The following is a 20185-nucleotide window of genomic DNA, read 5'->3' as shown; positions in this document are numbered from 1 at the left end:
TAATTCAGAACCATGTTTTCAGTTCATCAATCAAGCCGTATGCCGTTGCATCCACCGTGGTCGGGGTGATTGCCACATAACCGTTATCGAGTGCCCAATGGTCATTCTTCTCGTTTTCAGCATCGTTGTTCTCAAACTCACCGGTCAGCCAGTAGTAATGGGCATCTCCTCTATGGGCAAAGTTTTCCCATTCATTAGTCCATTGCCCTTTGGTTTGTTCGCAAATCTTCACACCCTTCAGTTCTTTGGTATCGGGGAAGTTGACATTGAGGCACGTCAACGGAGGGAGTCCTTTCTCCAATACCAGCCGGGTTATCTCTCGGATGTAAGGACCTGCAGGCTCAAAATCAGCGTTCGGCTCATGGCTGCAAAGAGAGAATCCAATGGAAGGCACTCCTTTCAGGCATCCCTCTATCACAACGCCCATCGTACCGGAATAATGCAGGTTTACGGAAGAATTGTCGCCATGATTGATGCCGCCTACCACCAAGTCGGGCTTGCGGTCGAGCACCGTATGAAAAGCCAGCTTCACACAGTCGGTCGGCGTACCGGAACACTTGTATACCGTCAGCCCAACATCCTTACGAACCAGCTGGTAGTGGATAGGTTCCGTTACTGTCAGCGCACACGCACTTCCAGAGCGGGGTGCATCCGGCGCCATTACCACAATCTCACCCAGCGGACGGAGGAATTTGATTAACTCGCTAATACCTTTCGCAATGATGCCGTCATCATTGGAAATCAATATCAAAGGTCTCTGATTTTCCATAACTTTCTTTTTTATTATCGTGCAAAAGTAGCTAAAAAGGCTTTAAACTGAATACTACAAAGATAATAATTCTTTTGTATTCAAAGATATTTTCAGAAAAGGCTAACTTTGTACCGACAATAATCGGAATATAATCATTCATAAAATCCATGCTATAATGAACACTTTTTGCCATCCTACCATTGCTGCACGTATCGAGACGGCAGCTGCCGCAATAATTCTGTTTCTAACAACCCTGACAAGTTGTGGCAGGAACAGTTCTCTCGAGCCACTTGACCAATGGAATGACGGGACATCTACGCTTCACACGGCAGACCCGGTCATTGCAGAAGGCCGGAAGCTCTTCAACGACAAAGAATACCAAAATTTCCGACTCACCGGAGAAGCCCTCACACAACCCGGCTCCGAAGCAGGCCTCCTCTTTCATACGGACGGCGAGTCCGGTTATGAAGTGATATTCCGTAACGGAGACATCGACGGCACACGCAAGAGCGGCTCACTCGCCTCGGTGCGCAACCTCTATCGCTCACTCGCAAAAGATGGAGAATGGTTTGACTTCGAGATAACCGTACGCGGACAAAACATCATTGTCTGCATTAACGGAACCGAAGTTGTCTGCTATACCGAACCCGAACATCCATATCGCACAGAGGAGCACGCCCGGCAACTGTTGAGTCAAGGTTCCATAGCCTTGCAAGGCATACACGGCGAAGTGTCATTCCGGAATCTCGCCATCGAACAGCTTGCCAAGGAAGCACGCAACGAAGCCGACACGCTTGCTCCGGTAGACGAGCGCACGGATGAGATAATCAGGCTACAGCAGCGCGATTTCCCAGTTATAGACTACCACGTTCACTTGAAAGGAGGGCTGACGAAGGAAACGGCACACGCCATGTCCATGAATTACGGTATCAACTATGGTGTCGCCCCCAATGCCGGAGAAGGAGGCGTAGGACGTATGCTGGCCGATAACAAAGAAGTGTACGACTATTTTAATGAAGTAAAAGGGATGCCATTCCTGTGCGGTGTACAAGGTGAGGGACGCAAATGGACGGCAACTTTCTCGCAGGAAGCCTTGGGAATTTTCGATTACCTGTTTACCGACGCCATGACCATCATAGACCACAAGGGACGTAATTCGCGCATCTACCGGGCCGAAGAAGCACTCTTTGATGACATTACGCTTGAACGGTATATGGACCACCTTGTCGACCAAACAGTCCTGATTCTGACCAACGAGCCTGCCGACATTTATGCCAACCCTACCTTCTTGCCCGACACTATGGCGAATGATTACGACAAGTACTGGACGGACGGACGCATTGAACGCGTATTGGATGTATTGCAACAACATGGAATCGCTCTGGAAATCAATGCACGCTACCGGATTCCCAGTTTCGAGATTATCCGTCGCGCCAAAGCACGTGGAATCAAATTCACATTCGGTACAAACAATGTCGATGCCGACTTCGGACGACTGGAATACTGCGCCGAAGCCATCAAGCAATGCGGCCTCACAGCCGACGATATATGGTTCCCGTCGATGAGCACACGCCGCTCCCGCCCCATTGTCATATACAACCGATTCGAGTAGCAGGGAACAACCGCTGTCATCTTCACCAACAGAAACGATACACCTATGGACATTCTTCTCATCATCTTGGGCATCCTCTGTCTGATTGTCGGATTGGCAGGCTGCATCCTGCCTATGATTCCGGGACCGCCCGTAGCCTATGCAGGCTTGTTGCTTCTACATTTCACGGACAAGGCGCAGTTTTCCACCACGCAGTTACTTCTATGGCTGGCAGCAGTCGTCCTTGTACAGATACTGGATTATTTCGTCCCGATGCTGGGCAGCAAATATAGCGGAGGCAGTCGGTGGGGAACGCGCGGCTGCCTCATAGGCACCATCGTAGGGTTGTTCTTCATGCCTTGGGGCATCATCCTCGGCCCCTTTCTCGGAGCCTTTGCCGGCGAACTGATGGGAGGCAGCAAGACAGACCAGGCCTTGAAATCGGGGCTGGGCTCGCTGCTTGGATTCTTGCTGGGCACAGTAGTGAAATGTGTCATATGTGCATACTTCTGCTGGGAGTTCGTCAAAGCCTTGGTCTGACACCATCTCCTCTCCTTCCGCCTGGGAACAACTTATCTGCCGACCGCAATCCACACAGTAGTCCATCTGCATGAGATGTGCATCTCGAGCAACATGAGATGCCCGTCTCAAACAACACGAGATGTACATCTCATGCAAGTAGAGAGAATAGTCCAAGCCAATGTCTTCCATTGGTTTACAAATCTTAATCTTCTGCAAGCGAGACAAAAAAACAGCTTCATTTCAAGATAAATACGTATATTTGCCCACTAAACAGAGAAAGAACGCTTTACGAGTAATTTACAGGAAGAAAAACAGCGGTAAACGTCTGTGAGTTATTAACAAAACAGCCGACTTATCAACCGTTTTTGCAATCTTTCTCCAAATTTGTAGGCGCTATCCGGAATTATCACTTATTTCGCTGCCAATAAATATTGAGATTATGGGAAAAATAATTGCTATGGCTAACCAAAAGGGTGGTGTAGGCAAGACTACGACGACGATCAACCTCGCAGCCTCACTCGCCACACTTGAAAAGAAAGTGCTCGTTGTGGATGCCGACCCTCAGGCCAATGCCTCCTCAGGATTGGGTGTGGACATCAAGCAGTCGGAATGTACTATCTACGAGTGCATTATTGACCGTGCAGACGTACGCGAAGCCCTTCATGACACGGAGATAGACACACTGAAGGTAATCTCCTCCCACATCAATCTGGTAGGTGCCGAAATAGAGATGCTCAATCTGAAAAACCGCGAAAAGATACTGAAAGAGGTACTCGCTCCGCTGAAGAATGAATTTGACTATATCTTGATAGACTGTTCCCCGTCTTTGGGCCTGATTACGGTCAACGCACTGACTGCCGCCGATTCAGTAATCATCCCCGTACAAGCGGAATATTTTGCACTAGAAGGCATCAGCAAATTGCTGAATACCATTAAAATCATCAAGTCCAAGCTGAACCCTGCCCTCGAAATTGAAGGCTTCCTGCTGACGATGTACGACTCGCGTCTGCGCCAAGCCAACCAGATTTACGATGAAGTGAAACGCCACTTCCAGGAATTGGTGTTCAACACCGTCATCCAGCGTAATGTGAAACTGAGCGAAGCTCCCAGCTACGGCCTGCCCACCATTCTCTATGACGCAGACTCAACCGGAGCCAAGAACCACATGGCACTTGCCAAGGAGCTGATAAGCAGAAACGAAAGAAGGGATTAGCGGTTAGGGATAAGGAATAAGCAGTTAGTGATTAATGATTAGGGGGTAGTGATAAATACCATATTTACAATACACAACAAAATCACCCCGTATGGCTAAATAGTAAATTGTAAATCGTCAACGTACCTATGTGTCAAAGATAAGAAATGTGTCATGACCGTAGGGAATAAATAGTAAATAAATAGATGGCACAAAGAAATGCATTAGGACGCGGGCTGGACGCCCTCTTCTCCATGGATGAAGTAAAGACCGAAGGCTCCTCTTCTATCAATGAAATAGAGTTGTCGAAGATTACGGTCAATCCCAACCAGCCCCGTCATGAATTCGACCCGGTTGCGTTGCAGGAGTTAGCTGATTCCATCTCCGAAATCGGCATCATACAGCCCATCACCCTGCGCAAGCTTAGCGACGACGAATACCAGATTATCGCCGGCGAGCGTCGTTTCCGCGCTTCGCAGCTTGCCGGACTGACCAGCATCCCCGCCTATATCCGCACTGCAGACGATGAGAACGTCATGGAAATGGCGCTCATCGAAAACATACAGCGCGAAGACTTGAACTCCGTAGAAATAGCTCTCGCTTACCAGCATCTATTGGAGCAATACGGGCTGACGCAAGAGCGCCTCAGCGAACGTGTAGGCAAGAAGCGCACCACCATCGCCAATTACCTGCGGCTGCTCAAACTGCCAGCTCCCGTCCAGATGGGGCTGCAGAACAAGCAGATAGACATGGGACATGCCCGCGCGTTGGTAACGCTCGGCGACCCCAAACTGCAAGTAAAGATTTTCGAGGAAATCCTGGAGCACGGGTATTCCGTACGCAAAGTGGAAGAAATAGTAAAGTCACTGAGTGAAGGCGAAACCGTGAAAAGCGGTGGTCGTAAGATTGCTCCCAAGCGCGCCAAACTGCCCGAAGAATTCAATATGTTGAAACAACAACTCTCGGGCTTTTTCAGCACCAAGGTGCAACTCACCTGCTCGGAGAAAGGAAAAGGCAAAATCAGTATCCCGTTCAATAACGAAGAAGAATTGGAACGTATCATCGGCATTCTTGATACGCTGAAGAAATAAATGAGAAAAAAAGGAAGAATATATCAGTTAGCCATTACCCTGCTGCTCTGTTTTTTACAGACGGCAGGGATTGCTATGTATGGTCAGGACCGTCCGCGTGCCGCTTCCAAGCGTGCGCAGCGGCATCAGACCGATACACTCAACACCGTGGTAAACCGGGACAGCCTCGCTGTTGCCGACAGTCTTGCGGCCGAAAACAAACGGAAGATGCTGGAAATGACCGCCAGCCCCGACCTGAAGGAACAGCCCGTACCTACAGACAGCCTGCAAAAGGCCATCGACCCCAAGCGATGGGTGCCCAACCCCACAAAAGCCACCTGGCTTGCCCTCGTCATTCCCGGCGGTGGACAAATCTACAACCGCAAATATTGGAAACTGCCCATCTTCTATGGAGGATTTGCCGGTTGTGCCTATGCCCTCACGTGGAACAGCAAGATGTACAAGGACTATTCGGCCGCCTACAAGGATGCCGTAAATGGTAATTTCAACTCCAGTACCATTACCGACCTGCTGCCTCCCAACTATAACTATACCGAAAGCCAGCTGACGGAGACACTGCGGAAGCGTAAGGACACCTTCCGACGATACCGCGACTTGAGCATCTTCGCCTTTATCGGTGTATATCTATTGTCCGTTGTCGACGCATACGTAGACGCAGAACTGTCCAACTTCGACATCACCCCCGACCTCAGCATGAAAGTGGAACCTGCCATAATCAACAGTCAGATGACCGGTTCCTCTAATAAGAACGTCGGCGTGCAATGCAGTTTCCGATTCTAAAAACGAAAATTAAAGCATAAATTATTACCTAATGATACACAAGGCCATATATATGAAAAGAATTATTCTCGGTTCCTCGCTTCTGTTTTGCGCCCTCTTCGCCGTTCCGGCCATGCATGCGCAAGAAAGCGTGGAAGTACTTATCCGCGAAAACGGTACAGAACGCCAGGAATCCATCGAGCTGCCCAAAAGCATGACCTATCCGCTGGACAGCCTGCTCAATGACTGGAAAGCCAAGAATTACATAGACTTGGGAAAAGACTGCAGCACCTCTACCGTAAACCCGATGTTCAGTGACTCTGTATACATAGACCGGTTGTCGCGCATGCCGACCGTCATGGAAATGCCGTACAACGAGATTGTACGCAAATTCATCGACATGTATACCGGACGCCTGCGCAACCAAGTTGCCTTCATGCTGAGCGCCTGCAACTTCTATATGCCCATCTTCGAAGAAGCGCTGGATGCCTACGGTCTGCCGCTCGAGCTGAAATATCTGCCCATCATAGAATCCGCTCTCAACCCTTCTGCCGTATCCCGCGCTGGAGCTTGCGGACTATGGCAGTTTATGCTCGCCACCGGGAAGATATACGGACTGGAAAGCAATAGCCTCGTAGACGAACGCCGCGACCCGATAAAGGCAACCTGGGCGGCAGCACGCTACCTGAAGGACATGTACGACATTTACAAAGACTGGAACCTGGTGATTGCCGCCTATAACTGCGGTCCGGGCACCATCAACAAAGCCATCCGTCGTTCGGGAGGGAAAACCGATTATTGGGAAATCTACAACTATCTGCCCAAAGAGACACGTGGCTACGTGCCCGCCTTCATTGCCGCCAACTACGTAATGACCTACTACTGCAAGCACAACATCTGCCCCATGGAAACCGACATTCCGGAAGCAACCGATACGGTGCAGGTAAGCCGTAACCTTCATTTCGAACAGATTTCCGACCTATGCGGCATCAGTCTGGATCAGATAAAGAGTCTGAATCCTCAATTCAAGAAAAGTATCATCCCCGGAGAGAGCAAGCCACAGACGCTACGCCTCCCCATCAATTATATCAGTGCCTTCATCGACAAACAAGATACAATCTATGCCCACCGCAGCAATGAGCTGTTCAAGAACCGCAGAGTCGTGGCCGTTTCCAATACACGCCCGACGGCACGCAGCAGCAAAAGCAGTACCACTACGGGGAATGTCACTTACTACAAGATACGCAAGGGTGACAATCTCGGCAGCATTGCACGAAAATACGGCGTCACAGTCAATCAGTTAAAAAGTTGGAATGGATTGCGTAGTACCAGAATCTCCGCAGGAAAGCGTTTGAAGATTTATAAATAAAGACATAAACGCTTGGCCGGTGTTGAAAATTGCTTATTTTTGCAAAAAGTGAAGTGAAGAAAGGAGAAAGCAGTATATGGAAGAAAATATAAGTCAGAAGGAAAAGGAAAAAGCCGAAGAGGAAATGATCGAACAAGCATTCCAAGAACTGTTGAACGACTATTTGGCCACCAAACACCGCAAGCGCGTCGAAATAATAACCAAAGCATTCAACTTTGCCAACCAGGCGCATAAGGGCATCAAGCGTCGTTCCGGCGAGCCCTACATCATGCACCCCATTGCTGTGGCAAAGATTGTCTGTAATGAGATAGGACTGGGGTCTACTTCCATATGCTCGGCATTGCTGCACGATGTGGTGGAAGACACTGACTACACCGTAGAGGATATCGAAAACATCTTCGGTCCCAAAATCGCCCAGATTGTAGACGGGCTGACAAAGATTTCCGGCGGTATCTTCGGCGACCGTGCCTCGGCGCAGGCGGAGAACTTCAAGAAGCTGCTGCTCACTATGTCCGACGATATCCGGGTTATCCTCATCAAGATAGCCGACCGTCTGCATAACATGCGTACACTCGGCTCCATGCTGCCCAACAAACAGTTCAAGATTGCAGGCGAAACACTCTACATCTATGCTCCTCTCGCCAACCGCCTCGGCTTGTACAAAATCAAGACAGAACTGGAAAACCTGAGCTTCAAGTACGAACATCCGGAAGAGTACCACGAGATAGAAGAGAAACTGGAAGCCACCGCTGTGGAGCGCGACAAGGTATTCAATGAGTTCACCGCTCCGATACGGGCGCAACTGGACAAAATGGGACTGAAATACCGTATCCTTGCCCGTGTAAAGTCCATCTACTCCATCTGGAACAAAATGCAGACCAAACATGTCCCCTTCGAGGAAATCTATGACCTGCTTGCTGTCCGCATCATCTTCGAGCCTCGCAATATAGAGGAAGAGCTAAACGACTGCTTCGACATCTACGTCTCCATATCCAAGATATACAAGCCCCACCCCGACCGCCTGCGCGACTGGGTGAGCCATCCCAAAGCCAACGGCTACCAAGCCCTGCACGTCACCCTTATGGGTAACAACGGGCAATGGATTGAAGTACAAATCCGCAGTGAGCGTATGAATGACGTTGCCGAACAAGGCTTTGCCGCCCACTGGAAATACAAAGAAGGCGGAGGCAGCGAAGATGAAGGCGAACTGGAGAAATGGCTGCGTACCATCAAAGAAATTCTGGATGACCCGCAACCGGACGCCATCGACTTTCTCGATACCATCAAACTAAACTTGTTCGCGTCGGAAATTTTCGTCTTCACCCCGAAAGGCGACCTCAAGACCATGCCGCAGAACTCTACGGCACTGGACTTTGCCTTCTCCTTGCATACCGACATCGGCAGCCACTGCATCGGCGCCAAGGTAAACCACAAATTGGTCCCCCTAAGCCACAAACTGCAAAGCGGTGACCAGGTAGAGATATTGACCTCCAAATCGCAACGCGTGCAGCCGGAGTGGGAAGTATATGCCACCACTGCCCGTGCCCGTACCAAGATTGCCGCCATCTTGCGTAAAGAAGCAAAAGCCTATCAAAAAGAAGGTGAAACCATACTGAACGAATTCTTCAAAAACGAGGATATACGTATGGATGATGCCGCTCTGGACAAACTGACCAGGCTGCACGGCTTCCACACCCGCGACGAGTTGTTCGTTGCCATTGGTAACAAGCGGGTTGTGCTGGGCGATGCCGACAAGAATGTGTTCAAGGAAAAACAGAACAGCAACTGGAAGAAGTTCCTGACCTTCTCCTTCGGTAACAAGGACAACAAGGATGCCAAAGAACAACCGGAAGAGAAAGCACCGCAAGAGAAAATCAACACCAAGCAGATTCTGAAGCTGACGGAAGAGACCATCTCAAAGAACTATATCATGGCTGACTGTTGCCACCCCATTCCGGGTGACGACGTACTGGGATACATCGACGAACAGAACCGTGTTGTCATCCACAAGCGCCAATGCCCCGTTGCCACCCGCCTTAAAAGTAGCTACGGAAACCGTATCATCGCCACCGAATGGGACACTCACAAGGATTTGTCGTTCCTCGTCACCATATATATAAAAGGTATAGACAGCATGGGATTGCTGAACGAAGTGACCCAAGTCATCTCCCGCCAGCTCAACGTGAATATCCGTAAACTGACCATCGAAACCAACGATGGCATCTTCGAAGGAAAGATACAGCTCTATGTACACGATGTGGACGACGTGCGCACTATCTGCAATAATCTGAAGCAGATACAGAATATAAAACAAGTGACGAGAGTAGAGGAATAAACGGAGTGGTATTCTACTTCAGTCCTTGGATATTTTCCTTCAAGTTCTCCACATCCTCGTAGGTAAACTCATCCAATGCCAGTTTCATGCCTACCAGTTCTTCGCGGATAGCTCTGAGGCGATCTACGATTTCAAAGTTACGTATCGTAGCTTCCTTATTGTCTTTTATCCGTTGGCGGGCGCCGGGCAAGGTCATCCCGCGCTCCTTCACCAGATGATAGATAAGTTTCACTGTCTCAATGTCCTCCTTACGGTACTGGCGTATTCCCCGCCCTCCTTTCTTCGGATTGAGTTGCGGAAACTCCTTTTCCCAGAAACGGAGCAGCGATTCGTTGACGTCGAACATGGCAGCCACCTCACTGATGGAGTAATATAACTTCAAATTCTTATCTGTATTCAACATGATGTAATCCTTTCTTTATCAATCATCCGTCAATCAAGCACCTTACCATTGTTCGCAGCAATCTGTATCATGCGGTCATAATCCTCAGCACTGAGGTCCATAAAGTAGTAGTTGACGGGATTCACAACCTTTCCCTTGACGTGTACTTCGTAGTGCAAATGCGGACCAGTGCTCTTGCCCGTACTGCCTACCCCGCCAATGACCTCACCACGTACCACTTTCTTGCCTAACTTCGTCCGGAAATCGCGCAAGTGTGCATATACTGTCTGGTAACCGAATCCGTGATCTATCACGATTCTATTGCCATAGCCCGATTGCCAGCCCATCTGCACCACAGTACCGTCTCCCGTGGCATAGACGTCTGTACCCTGAGGAGCCGAAAAGTCCATACCCTCATGGAACTTGCTGGTACCATAAATGGGGTCGATACGCGTACCGTAACCGGAAGCAGTCTTACGGAGGTCCTTGTTCGAAACAGGCTGTATGGCAGGAATGCAACGCAGCATTTCATCATGATTCTTGCACATCTCCACCACGTCATCGAAAGAGCATGACTGAATATAGAGCTGCTTCGTCAGCATGTCCATCTTCTGGGTGGTATTGATAACCAGGTCAGAGTTTGCCATATCCATCAGATGCTCATAGCGGTTGGTGCCGCCATATCCAGCCTGACGGATGGCAGAAGGAATAGGGTCGGCCATGAAAATCACCCGGTACAGATTGTCGTCACGCTGCTGTATGTCCTGCAGCACTCCCATCGCCTCGTCCAGCCGACGGGAGAGCACGTTGTACTGCGCCTGCAGTTTGCTGTTCTCCTTCCGCAGCTCCTTCTCCGACGGAGAACCGAAGATAAGCAGCAATACGATGAAACTGCCCGCACCCAGCCCCATACCGATGAACAAACGGCGGAGAATGCTCAACGCCCGCTGCCTCACGGTAGGATAAATACGGTCATACGTCTGCGTCTGGGGATTATAAATGTAGTAAACTTTGCGCATCTTAGGAAATATTTCGCTTGTCAATGCGACAAAAGTAATAAAAACAAGCTATCTTTGCACAGTTTTTTCAAGAATATTAAGACTAAGTAGCAAGTAGTTAGTAGTAAGAAACGGACAAAAAACGACAGAAGAAGATAAATCAAATTAGAATCAGATAAATCAATAGAGAGTATGTTGACTGCAAACGAAATCAGAGACTCTTTCAAGAGTTTCTTCGAAAGTAAAGGTCACCAGATAGTGCCTTCGGCCCCGATGGTGATTAAGGATGACCCCACGTTGATGTTCACCAATGCGGGAATGAACCAGTTTAAAGATATCATTTTGGGCAACCACCCGGCGAAATACAAAAGAGTTGCTGACTCGCAGAAATGCCTTCGCGTAAGCGGAAAACACAACGACCTGGAGGAAGTAGGTCACGATACCTACCACCACACCATGTTCGAGATGCTGGGCAACTGGTCGTTCGGCGACTACTTCAAGAAAGAAGCCATCTCCTGGGCATGGGAGTATCTGGTGGATGTATTGAAACTCGACCCCAAAGACCTCTACGCCACCGTATTCGAAGGTAGCGCCGAAGAAGGACTGGAACGCGACAACGAAGCCGCTTCTTACTGGGAGCAGTTCTTGCCGAAAGACCACATTCTGAATGGCAACAAACACGATAACTTCTGGGAAATGGGTGATACGGGACCGTGCGGTCCGTGTTCGGAAATCCATGTGGACTCCCGTTCGGAAGAAGAGAAGGGCAAAGTACCCGGCAGCCAGCTGGTGAACAAAGACCACCCGCAGGTGATTGAAATCTGGAACCTCGTGTTCATGCAGTTCAACCGCAAGGCAGACGGCAGCCTGGAAGGACTTCCCGCCAAGGTTATCGACACCGGCATGGGCTTCGAGCGACTGGTGCGCACACTGCAAGGAAAGACCTCCAACTACGACACCGACGTGTTCCAACCGATACTGAAAGCCATCGGAGACATAGCAGGCAAGAAGTACGGCGACGATGAGAAGTCGGACATCGCCATGCGTGTGATTGCCGACCACATCCGTACCATCGCCTTCTCTATTACCGACGGACAGCTTCCAAGTAATGCCAAAGCAGGTTATGTCATCCGCCGTATTCTCCGCCGTGCCGTTCGCTACGGCTACACGTTCCTCGGACAGAAGCAGGCATTCATGTACAAGCTCCTCCCCGTACTCATCGAGAACATGGGTGCCGCTTATCCCGAACTGAATGCACAGAAGGAACTGATTGCCAAAGTTATCAAGGAAGAAGAAGATTCCTTCCTCCGCACTTTGGAGACGGGTATCCGCCTGCTGGAAAAGACCATGGCAGACGCCAAAGCCGCCGGCAAGAACAAAATCAGCGGAAAGGACGCCTTCACTTTATATGACACCTTCGGTTTCCCGCTTGACTTGACGGAGCTGATTCTCCGCGAAAACGGCATGACTGCCGACATCAAGGAGTTTGACGCCGAAATGCAACAGCAAAAACAACGTGCCCGCAATGCCGCTGCCATAGAGACCGGTGACTGGATTACGCTGAAAGAAGGTACCACTGAATTCGTGGGATATGACTATACGGAATACGAGACATCCATTCTGCGCTACCGCCAAGTGAAGCAGAAGAACCAGACCTTATATCAGATTGTACTGGACAAGACTCCATTCTACGCCGAAAGCGGCGGTCAGGTAGGCGATACCGGTGTATTGGTAAACGAGTTCGAAACCATCGAAGTAGTAGACACCAAGAAGGAAAACAACTTGCCCATCCACATCACCAAGAAGCTGCCCCAACATTTGGAAGCTCCGATGATGGCATGCGTAGATACCGACAAACGTGCTGCTTGTGCTGCCAACCACTCTGCCACCCACTTGCTGGATGCCGCACTGCGCGAAGTATTGGGCGAACATGTAGAGCAGAAGGGCTCTTTGGTTACACCAGACTCCCTGCGTTTCGACTTCTCACACTTCCAAAAGGTGACGGACGAGGAAATCCGCAAGGTGGAACACATCGTTAATGCAAAGATTCGCGCCAACATACCTTTGAAGGAATACCGCAACATTCCTATCGAAGAAGCCAAAGAACTGGGCGCCATCGCTCTGTTCGGCGAAAAGTACGGCGACCATGTACGCGTTATCCAGTTCGGTTCTTCCGTAGAGTTCTGTGGTGGTACACATGTGGCTGCAACCGGAAACATCGGTATGGTGAAGATTATCTCCGAAAGCTCCGTGGCTGCCGGTGTGCGCCGTATCGAAGCCTACACGGGTGCACGCGTGGAGGAATTGATGAACACCATCGAGGACACGCTGCACGACCTGAAGGCGCTCTTCAACAACGCACCCGACCTTGCCGGAACCATCCGCAAGTATATCGACGAGAACGCCGGACTGAAGAAGCAGGTAGAGGACTTCATGAAAGAGAAAGAAGCACAGCTGAAAGAAAGACTGCTGAAGAACGTGCAGGAAGTCAATGGCGTTAAAGTCATCAAGTTCTGTGCCCCGCTGCCGGCAGAAACAGTGAAGAACATCGCCTTCCAGCTGCGTGGCCAGATTACGGAAAACTTGTTCTTCGTGGCCGGAACAGAAGCCGAAGGCAAGCCGATGCTGACCGTCATGCTGAGCGACAACCTTGTGACAGGTGGACTGAAAGCCGGTAACCTGGTGAAAGAAGCCGCCAAACTTATCCAAGGCGGTGGCGGTGGCCAGCCCCACTTTGCAACTGCCGGCGGTAAGAATGTTGATGGACTGAACGCTGCCATTGACAAAGTATTGGAATTGGCAGGATTATAATCGAAAATAATTGGCGAAACACTTGACATCGCCTCTGCGATGTTGTATATTTGTAACGTCATTTTTTAGATATTTAAAAATTAAACTACCGGGAAAGGAGGAGCATTGCTTCTCCTTTTCTTTTTACCCTCCACAGTATTCCATTTGAAATGCCACATGCCGGCTCCCCAAACTCCACACCTTACCATCCTAAATGCCACACCTTAGCAAGTGAAATGGCTGGCATTTACCCTCCAAAGCCCTGGGGTTTCCGTGAAAAGCCCTGAGGTTTGGGACAGTGAAGTGGAGGGAACGGATGATTAGTCCAGAACAAACAGACAATACATTCGAAGCAAACGAATGATGCATACAGAACAGACAGATGATGCACAACAGAAACAAAAACGGGAAGCCTAAGCCTCCCGTCTGTTAATCTTTCGTAAATCTACTCTTGACAAGATTTTCACTAAAACCTCATTCCGTCCGAAGTAGAAACATCTCGCGATAAACCACCAGTGCACCTTCGGGCAACAAACCGGAAGGACAGAAAGGAGTTACATTTTCCGCAAGTACACATTTACCATTTCCCGAGACCGTCCGCGTAAAGAGCCTCTTCTCTCCATTATAAGTAAACTGCCACAGTGCATATGTATCTCCGTTCTCATCTTCCACTGGAACTGTCTCGTATATTCCCATTAGCGGTTCCTCCTCTTTCCCCGTCGGATAGATTTCCAATACACCTTTCCACATACTATTGGAGAAATCTTCGGGTACCAGCACATAATACCCGCCATCCTTCACCCAAGGACGCTCGGCAAGCGCCTTAGAGACATCACTCAGCAGTTCCGTCAGTGCACCATTACTGATACCATACTCGGAGCCCATCTTCGTCAACGTATATTGCCTGCGACCTTTCACCGTGATGCGCAGTTGGGTCTCCTCACCGGAACCATCCATCACCTTCACAATCGTCTCTCCCTCTGCCAACGGATGAATTTTGATACGCTGATAACCGTTGACCTCATCGGTAAAAGTCACGGAAGCCACCGACTCATGTTCGTTAATCACATTATAGGAACCGTCACCACCGTCAATGCCCAGCACTGTATCTTCGTTTGTTTCAGAAAGATAATAAGAAAGATTAGACACCAGATTATCACATGTCCCAATCTGATAAATAGGCTCCACGCCTTCGAAAAGTACCATGCTCCGGTAATCGTCCTCGCAACCGGAAGCGGTAAACAGCAGTGCTATCAAGGCAAAGAGAGAATATAGCTTCTTCATACTTGTTCTGTTATAGTTGTTCTATCTACAAAAATACAAAAAATACCGGAATACTGCATCGGTACCCCTCTCTTTTTCAAACGATTTGTTCTTTCGGATAGTTCACCAAGTAGAGCGTTCCCGTGGCACGGGTAAAAGCCGTATAGAGCCAACGAAAGTAATCGGGTGTCAAATATTCGTCCGTCATATAGCCCTGGTCCAGAAATACATTCCTCCACTGCCCGCCCTGCGCCTTGTGGCAAGTCACGGCGTAGGCATACTTCACCTGCAAAGCATTGTAATACGGGTCTGCCTTCATCTTCTTCATCCGCTCACGCTTCACGGTGATGTCGGCATAGTCTTCGAGGACGGAATAGAAAAGCCGGTCGTTCTCTGCCTTAGGCAGCGCAGGCGAGTCGGTATGCAGCGTATCGAGCAGCATGTTCACTTCCAGTTCAAAGTCGTTATAGTCAGGAAAGACCAGCGTCACGTCCGCAAAGCGGAAACCATACAGCTCCCGCGTACGGCGCACGCGGCGCACTACGGCAGTCTCACCGTTGGCAATGAAGTCCATCTCCTTCTCTTTTTCCGTCCAGAAGTAGTTATTTTTCGCCACCATCAACAAATCACCGGTGTTCAATTCATCCTCACGCCAGAGAATCTGCGCACGGATGCCCTTGTTGTAGATGTTCGCCCGCTTATTGGAACGGCACACCACGATGGTTTCATCCAGCCCGTCGCGGTCGTAGCAAGAGCTCAGCGTCTCTATCAGCTCATTACCGGGCAGAACTTTAATATCGGCAAACCCCGAAACCTTTATCTTTGGCAGGCTGTAACAATCGTCTTCCGCTATCAACTGCCTCAGGCGGGTGGCATTCCACAAGATACCCGACTGCTGCTCCTGACGCACTACCTGCGTCAAATCCACCTCCACCACTTCCAGCCCGTAGCCTTTCAAGGCATCGGCAAAGAGGGCAGGACTCTGCTCCTCCCCCACTGGCGGCAGCTGTGCCGTATCGCCCATCAGCAGCAAACGGCATCCCTGGCCGGAATAGACAAACTGCACCAGGTCGTCCAGCAACCTGCCCGTGCCGAACATGGAACCGGACAGTCCCTCATTGGAAATCATCGAGGCCTCATCCACTATATAGAGAGTGTGAGTTGTCAAATTATCGTTCACAGAAAAATTGCTCAGCTCGTTGGAGAAAGATTGCTGTCTATAGATTTTTTTATGAATTGTAAACGCCGGATGCCCCGCATACGATGAAAAAACTTTTGCCGCCCGCCCGGTTGGTGCCAGCAATACCGACTTCTGTTGCAGCTTATCCAACGTCCGCACCAAGGCACCGACCAACGATGTTTTACCCGTCCCCGCATAACCACGAAGCATAAAAACCACCTCGCTACAAGGTGATAGAAGGAACTCCGATAAAGATTTTACAGCAATTTCTTGCTCAGGAGTTGGTTGGTAAGGAAAATTTTCCTTAATTTGCCTTTCTAAATAGTTATTTATCATTTTTGTAACAGAAAAAAGTAAAGGGAACTATCGTTTTTAAATTAATTTCTTTTATTTTTGCGGTGCGAATATAACAACTAAAAAACATATTTATCATGAAAACAGTATTTAATGTCATTTTAGGCTTATGTGCTTTGGTGCTAATTTATATTTGTTACGCCAGCATTATGGGTCCTATCAACTTTGAAAAAGCAAAGAAGCACAGAGATGCAGCTGTCATTGCACGTCTGATTGACATCCGTAAAGCACAATTGGAATATCGTACTTTACATGACCAGCAATATACTGCAAGCTTCGACTCTCTGATTGACTTTGTTAAAAACCAGAAACTTCCGTTCATCTTCAAGCAAGGAGAACTGAACGATAAGCAGCTGGAAGACGGTCTGACTGAAAAGAAAGCCATCAACATCATCAATAAAGCCAAGAAGACCGGCAAATATGATGAAGTAAAGAAATGGGGATTGGAAAACTTCAAACGTGATACCTTGTGGGTAGCCGTATTGGACACTATCTTCCCGAAAGGTTTCAACCCCGATTCAATGAGATATGTTCCCTTCGGAAACGGTGCACAATTCGAAATGGCCATCAAGAACGATACAGCCAAATCCGGTGCTCCTTTCTGTTTGCTCGAAGTGAAGACTCCGTATGAAGTTTACTTGAACGGTCTGGATAAGCAGGAAATTGCTAACATCAAGGACGTACAAACCAAACTTGGCAAGTACTGCGGTCTGATGATTGGTAGCTTGGAAACAGCTAACAACAACGCCGGTAACTGGGAATAATCTCACCCCGACAAACGTATGATAGAAACGACTGATTTCAATAAATCGGAACAGTATACATTATCCATCCGTCTCAGCACGGATGGATTTTCTTTTTCTGTGTTCAATCCTCTGGGCGACGGTGAGTTTTCTTACTACGACCGTGAAGTGGATGAGTCCCTCTCCCTCACTGCCAATCTGAAACAGACTTTCCGCGAGCTGGAGTGGCTGAAACGCCCCTTCCGCCGTGTCAATGTGCTCATGGCAGACAAACGCTTCACGTTCATTCCCCTGGAGTTCTTCGAAGACGAACAAACGGAAATCATCTTCTATCACAACCACCCTAAACGGGAAAATGAAACCGTACAATACAACATACTGCATAAGAACAACACTGTCGTACTGTTCGGCATGGATAAGAGTGCCTGTTCCTTCCTTCGCGAACAGTATCCCGGTGTCAAGTTCTATTCCCAAGCCAGCCCCTTCATTGAGTTCTTCTCTTCAAAGAGCCGCTTGGGCAACAGCCGGAAAATGTATGCACACTTGCGAAAAGATGCCGTAGACGTATACGGCTACGAGCGCGGACGCCTGCTTCTAGCCAATTCCTTTGAGTGCAGAAGCACACCCGACCGTGTCTACTACCTATTATATATATGGAAACAACTCGGCTTCGAGCAGGAGCGCGATGAGCTGCACCTAACCGGTGACCTGAACGACAAAGAGCTGCTACTGCCCGAACTGCGAAAATTCATCCGGCAGGTATTCATCATGAATCCCGCCACTAATCTTGACCTGCAAGCCATAACCCTATGCGAGTAATCAGTGGAATATACAAAAGACGACGTTTCGACGTGCCCCACTCCTTCAAGGCACGCCCCACCACAGACTTTGCCAAAGAGAATCTGTTCAATGTACTCTCCAACTACATGGACTTTGAGGACGGCATCCGTGCCCTCGACCTATTTGCCGGTACGGGCAGCATCAGCATCGAGCTTGTGTCCAGAGGCTGCGACCAAGTAATCAGCGTGGAAAAAGACCGCGACCACTATGCCTTCATCTGCAAGATTATGCAGGAATTAAAGACGGACAAGTGCCTGCCCATACGCGGTGACGTATTCAAATACCTCAAAAGCGGACGGGAGCAATTCGACTTTATCTTTGCCGATCCTCCCTACGAACTTGCCGGGCTGGAAACTTTGCCCGACCTTATCTTCGAAAACAACCTGCTGAAAGAAGACGGCCTCTTCGTTCTGGAACACGGGAAGAAAAACAGTTTCGAAGGACATCCGCACTTTGTGGAGAGAAGGGTGTACGGTAGCGTGAACTTCACGTTCTTTAATTGATAATTATCACAATTACAAAAGCGGCGCCATCAGCCGCACCACACTCTCTGCAGCCTTACGATACCAAGGGCGCTTCACCCAGTTCTTCAGGAATACCTGTACGCAGTCGCGCTGATCTTGGAGGAAGATTTCGCGCATCTGAAGCGCTGTTTCTGTGTCATAGATGAAGGCATTCACCTCAAAGTTATGTTCAAAACTGCGAAAATCCACATTCGTGGAGCCTACCGTGGACAACTCATCATCCGAAACCATCAGTTTGGAGTGTAGGAAGCCCTTCTTATAGAAATAGACCTTGACTCCCGAATAGAGCACATCTGCCAGATAAGAGCAGGAGCCCAGATGTGTCAAGCGATTATCAGCACGCATGGGCAGCATCAGACGCACATCCACACCTGATAAGGCAGCTGTCTGCATGGCAACAAGTACGGCTTCGGTTGGCAGGAAGTAGGGAGTCTGGATATAGAAGTATTTCTTCGCGCTGGAAATAGATATGGCAAGGCCCTGCATAATGTCTTTCCATGGGCCCACGGGCTCACTCGTTACAATCTGTGCCAAGGAAGTACCGTAGTTTTCTATTTTCGGGAAATAGCGGGTAGACGTAATCAGTGTACGGTCCACAAAGTACCAATCGAGCAGGAAGGCGGTCTGCAATCCGTGAACAGCCTTGCCCTCCAGCAGCAGATGTGTGTCCCGCCAGATGCCCCATGAGAATCCGCGCATATAGCGTTCGGCAAGATTCATCCCCCCCACAAAGCCGATGTGCCCGTCAATGACAACTATTTTCCGATGATTACGATAATTCACCTTGCTGGTAAAAAGCGGAAAACGTACCTTCAGGAAGCTGCGTACCTCGATACCGGCCTCGCGCATCTCTTCAAAAAAACGGTTGGGAACATGCCAGCAACCCACATCATCATAAATCACACGTACCTCTACCCCGGCACGCGCCTTTTCCATCAGGACATCACGCACCAAGCGCCCGATGGCATCGTCCTCAAAGATATAGAATTCCATGTGGATATGCTTCGTTGCTTTCCCCAATTCGCGCAGCAGGGATTGCAGCATGGAGAGCCCCAGGGTATAGACTTCCACCCGGTTTCCATCGAAGGGGAAAGCCTGGTTGGTATTACGGAACAAAGATATGAGACGGCTGTAATTGATGGGAAGCGTACATGAATCCTGCGCCAGATATTCCGCCATAGGTTTCTTCAACAAGCGGCTGTAACTCTTCTTCCCTATCATGCGCACACGGCGCTGACTACGCCCGAAGAAGAAGTAAAACACCAGCCCCACGATAGGAAGGAACATCAATACCAGTATCCATGCCATGGTTTTCACCGGATTGCGGTTGTCGAGGATAATGACGACAATCGTTCCGATGATGGCACCGAAATAAACAATGTCGAAGGCTATCGTAGCAATCTGGCTGGCAATGAAGTTCCAATCAAGCATGTTCACAGACAATTAAGTGTGAAACAAATGTAGGAAAAAGAAATGAAGTACAAAAAATGAAATGAAAGAA

Annotated in this window: 17 protein-coding genes; 11 read left to right on the top strand and 6 right to left on the bottom strand. The window is 49.1% G+C overall.

What is annotated here, in order from left to right; all coding sequences use genetic code 11:
• Window positions 1-4: 4 nt before the first annotated feature.
• The gene (surE, locus tag H1A11_RS00680) at window positions 5-769 is read right to left on the bottom strand and encodes a 5'/3'-nucleotidase SurE (RefSeq protein WP_131225781.1); all 765 of its coding nucleotides are present in this window, start codon (window positions 767-769) and stop codon (window positions 5-7) included.
• A gap of 157 nt (window positions 770-926) precedes the next feature.
• Between surE and H1A11_RS00675 the strand changes: the two genes are divergently transcribed.
• The 7 genes from H1A11_RS00675 to H1A11_RS00645 all read left to right on the top strand — a co-directional run bounded on the left by H1A11_RS00675 (window position 927) and on the right by H1A11_RS00645 (window position 9610).
• On the top strand, window positions 927-2363 hold the full coding sequence (locus H1A11_RS00675; protein ID WP_174646338.1) for a DUF1080 domain-containing protein: 1437 nt from the start codon (window positions 927-929) through the stop codon (window positions 2361-2363).
• A gap of 45 nt (window positions 2364-2408) precedes the next feature.
• On the top strand, window positions 2409-2882 hold the full coding sequence (locus H1A11_RS00670) for a DUF456 domain-containing protein (RefSeq protein WP_117964875.1): 474 nt from the start codon (window positions 2409-2411) through the stop codon (window positions 2880-2882).
• 421 nt (window positions 2883-3303) lie between these two features.
• Complete coding sequence (locus H1A11_RS00665) at window positions 3304-4077, top strand: ParA family protein (RefSeq protein WP_117964877.1); 774 nt, start codon at window positions 3304-3306, stop codon at window positions 4075-4077.
• A 185-nt stretch (window positions 4078-4262) separates the two neighbouring features.
• A complete protein-coding gene (locus H1A11_RS00660) occupies window positions 4263-5147 on the top strand; it encodes a ParB/RepB/Spo0J family partition protein (RefSeq protein ID WP_061411439.1) in 885 nt (294 codons plus the stop codon).
• Window positions 5148-5927 (top strand): DUF5683 domain-containing protein, encoded by a 780-nt coding sequence (locus H1A11_RS00655; RefSeq protein ID WP_117964879.1) that lies wholly within the window; start codon window positions 5148-5150, stop codon window positions 5925-5927.
• Between the two features lie 31 nt (window positions 5928-5958).
• On the top strand, window positions 5959-7275 hold the full coding sequence (locus H1A11_RS00650) for a lytic transglycosylase domain-containing protein (protein ID WP_117964881.1): 1317 nt from the start codon (window positions 5959-5961) through the stop codon (window positions 7273-7275).
• A 76-nt stretch (window positions 7276-7351) separates the two neighbouring features.
• Window positions 7352-9610: a bifunctional (p)ppGpp synthetase/guanosine-3',5'-bis(diphosphate) 3'-pyrophosphohydrolase gene (locus H1A11_RS00645; RefSeq protein ID WP_119961783.1), complete on the top strand. Its 2259-nt coding sequence runs from the start codon at window positions 7352-7354 to the stop codon at window positions 9608-9610.
• Between the two features lie 13 nt (window positions 9611-9623).
• On the opposite strand, the gene H1A11_RS00640 is transcribed toward H1A11_RS00645, so the two are convergent.
• Window positions 9624-10013, bottom strand: a complete 390-nt coding sequence (locus H1A11_RS00640) for a MerR family transcriptional regulator (protein ID WP_117588667.1) — start codon at window positions 10011-10013, stop codon at window positions 9624-9626.
• Window positions 10014-10042: 29 nt separating this feature from the next.
• Window positions 10043-11011 (bottom strand): M23 family metallopeptidase, encoded by a 969-nt coding sequence (locus H1A11_RS00635; protein WP_117588668.1) that lies wholly within the window; start codon window positions 11009-11011, stop codon window positions 10043-10045.
• A gap of 171 nt (window positions 11012-11182) precedes the next feature.
• Between H1A11_RS00635 and alaS the strand changes: the two genes are divergently transcribed.
• A complete protein-coding gene (alaS, locus tag H1A11_RS00630; RefSeq protein WP_181757593.1) occupies window positions 11183-13801 on the top strand; it encodes an alanine--tRNA ligase in 2619 nt (872 codons plus the stop codon).
• Between the two features lie 453 nt (window positions 13802-14254).
• Here alaS and H1A11_RS00625 read toward each other — a convergent pair whose 3' ends face one another.
• Both H1A11_RS00625 and H1A11_RS00620 read right to left on the bottom strand, forming a co-directional pair.
• Complete coding sequence (locus H1A11_RS00625) at window positions 14255-15064, bottom strand: hypothetical protein (RefSeq protein WP_117588670.1); 810 nt, start codon at window positions 15062-15064, stop codon at window positions 14255-14257.
• Window positions 15065-15140: 76 nt separating this feature from the next.
• On the bottom strand, window positions 15141-16559 hold the full coding sequence (locus H1A11_RS00620) for an ATP-dependent RecD-like DNA helicase (protein WP_117588671.1): 1419 nt from the start codon (window positions 16557-16559) through the stop codon (window positions 15141-15143).
• 95 nt (window positions 16560-16654) lie between these two features.
• On the opposite strand from H1A11_RS00620, the gene H1A11_RS00615 reads away from it, so the two are divergent.
• From H1A11_RS00615 to rsmD, 3 genes are read left to right on the top strand one after another with little or no spacing between them, the layout of a single operon-like run.
• Window positions 16655-17341, top strand: a complete 687-nt coding sequence (locus H1A11_RS00615) for a hypothetical protein (RefSeq protein WP_117964889.1) — start codon at window positions 16655-16657, stop codon at window positions 17339-17341.
• A gap of 18 nt (window positions 17342-17359) precedes the next feature.
• Window positions 17360-18139 carry a DUF3822 family protein gene (locus tag H1A11_RS00610; protein ID WP_117588673.1) on the top strand — a complete coding sequence of 260 codons (780 nt, stop codon included), beginning with the start codon at window positions 17360-17362 and terminating at the stop codon, window positions 18137-18139.
• The gene (rsmD, locus tag H1A11_RS00605; protein ID WP_119961781.1) at window positions 18130-18663 is read left to right on the top strand and encodes a 16S rRNA (guanine(966)-N(2))-methyltransferase RsmD; all 534 of its coding nucleotides are present in this window, start codon (window positions 18130-18132) and stop codon (window positions 18661-18663) included. Before H1A11_RS00610 ends, rsmD begins: the two co-directional genes overlap by 10 nt.
• A 12-nt stretch (window positions 18664-18675) precedes the next feature.
• Here the strand turns inward: rsmD and cls are convergent, their stop codons facing one another.
• Window positions 18676-20115 carry a cardiolipin synthase gene (gene cls, locus H1A11_RS00600; RefSeq protein WP_119961780.1) on the bottom strand — a complete coding sequence of 480 codons (1440 nt, stop codon included), beginning with the start codon at window positions 20113-20115 and terminating at the stop codon, window positions 18676-18678.
• Window positions 20116-20185: the final 70 nt, after the last annotated feature.

Origin of the sequence: Bacteroides sp. CACC 737 (genome assembly GCF_013874375.1) — a bacterium.
In the GTDB taxonomy this organism is placed as follows: domain Bacteria; phylum Bacteroidota; class Bacteroidia; order Bacteroidales; family Bacteroidaceae; genus Bacteroides; species Bacteroides uniformis.
Note: the sequence above shows the minus strand (reverse complement) of the source record. Positions and strands in the feature narration are given on the sequence as shown.

Excerpts from the sequence above, each read along its gene's own strand:
- surE (WP_131225781.1), bottom strand. The coding sequence starts at position 769 with ATGGAAAATCAGAGACCTTTGATATTGATTTCCAATGATGACGGCATC.
- H1A11_RS00675 (WP_174646338.1), top strand. The coding sequence starts at position 927 with ATGAACACTTTTTGCCATCCTACCATTGCTGCACGTATCGAGACGGCA.
- H1A11_RS00670 (WP_117964875.1), top strand. The coding sequence starts at position 2,409 with ATGGACATTCTTCTCATCATCTTGGGCATCCTCTGTCTGATTGTCGGA.
- H1A11_RS00665 (WP_117964877.1), top strand. The coding sequence starts at position 3,304 with ATGGGAAAAATAATTGCTATGGCTAACCAAAAGGGTGGTGTAGGCAAG.
- H1A11_RS00660 (WP_061411439.1), top strand. The coding sequence starts at position 4,263 with ATGGCACAAAGAAATGCATTAGGACGCGGGCTGGACGCCCTCTTCTCC.
- H1A11_RS00655 (WP_117964879.1), top strand. The coding sequence starts at position 5,148 with ATGAGAAAAAAAGGAAGAATATATCAGTTAGCCATTACCCTGCTGCTC.
- H1A11_RS00650 (WP_117964881.1), top strand. The coding sequence starts at position 5,959 with ATGATACACAAGGCCATATATATGAAAAGAATTATTCTCGGTTCCTCG.
- H1A11_RS00645 (WP_119961783.1), top strand. The coding sequence starts at position 7,352 with ATGGAAGAAAATATAAGTCAGAAGGAAAAGGAAAAAGCCGAAGAGGAA.
- H1A11_RS00640 (WP_117588667.1), bottom strand. The coding sequence starts at position 10,013 with ATGTTGAATACAGATAAGAATTTGAAGTTATATTACTCCATCAGTGAG.
- H1A11_RS00635 (WP_117588668.1), bottom strand. The coding sequence starts at position 11,011 with ATGCGCAAAGTTTACTACATTTATAATCCCCAGACGCAGACGTATGAC.
- alaS (WP_181757593.1), top strand. The coding sequence starts at position 11,183 with ATGTTGACTGCAAACGAAATCAGAGACTCTTTCAAGAGTTTCTTCGAA.
- H1A11_RS00625 (WP_117588670.1), bottom strand. The coding sequence starts at position 15,064 with ATGAAGAAGCTATATTCTCTCTTTGCCTTGATAGCACTGCTGTTTACC.
- H1A11_RS00620 (WP_117588671.1), bottom strand. The coding sequence starts at position 16,559 with ATGATAAATAACTATTTAGAAAGGCAAATTAAGGAAAATTTTCCTTAC.
- H1A11_RS00615 (WP_117964889.1), top strand. The coding sequence starts at position 16,655 with ATGAAAACAGTATTTAATGTCATTTTAGGCTTATGTGCTTTGGTGCTA.
- H1A11_RS00610 (WP_117588673.1), top strand. The coding sequence starts at position 17,360 with ATGATAGAAACGACTGATTTCAATAAATCGGAACAGTATACATTATCC.
- rsmD (WP_119961781.1), top strand. The coding sequence starts at position 18,130 with ATGCGAGTAATCAGTGGAATATACAAAAGACGACGTTTCGACGTGCCC.
- cls (WP_119961780.1), bottom strand. The coding sequence starts at position 20,115 with ATGCTTGATTGGAACTTCATTGCCAGCCAGATTGCTACGATAGCCTTC.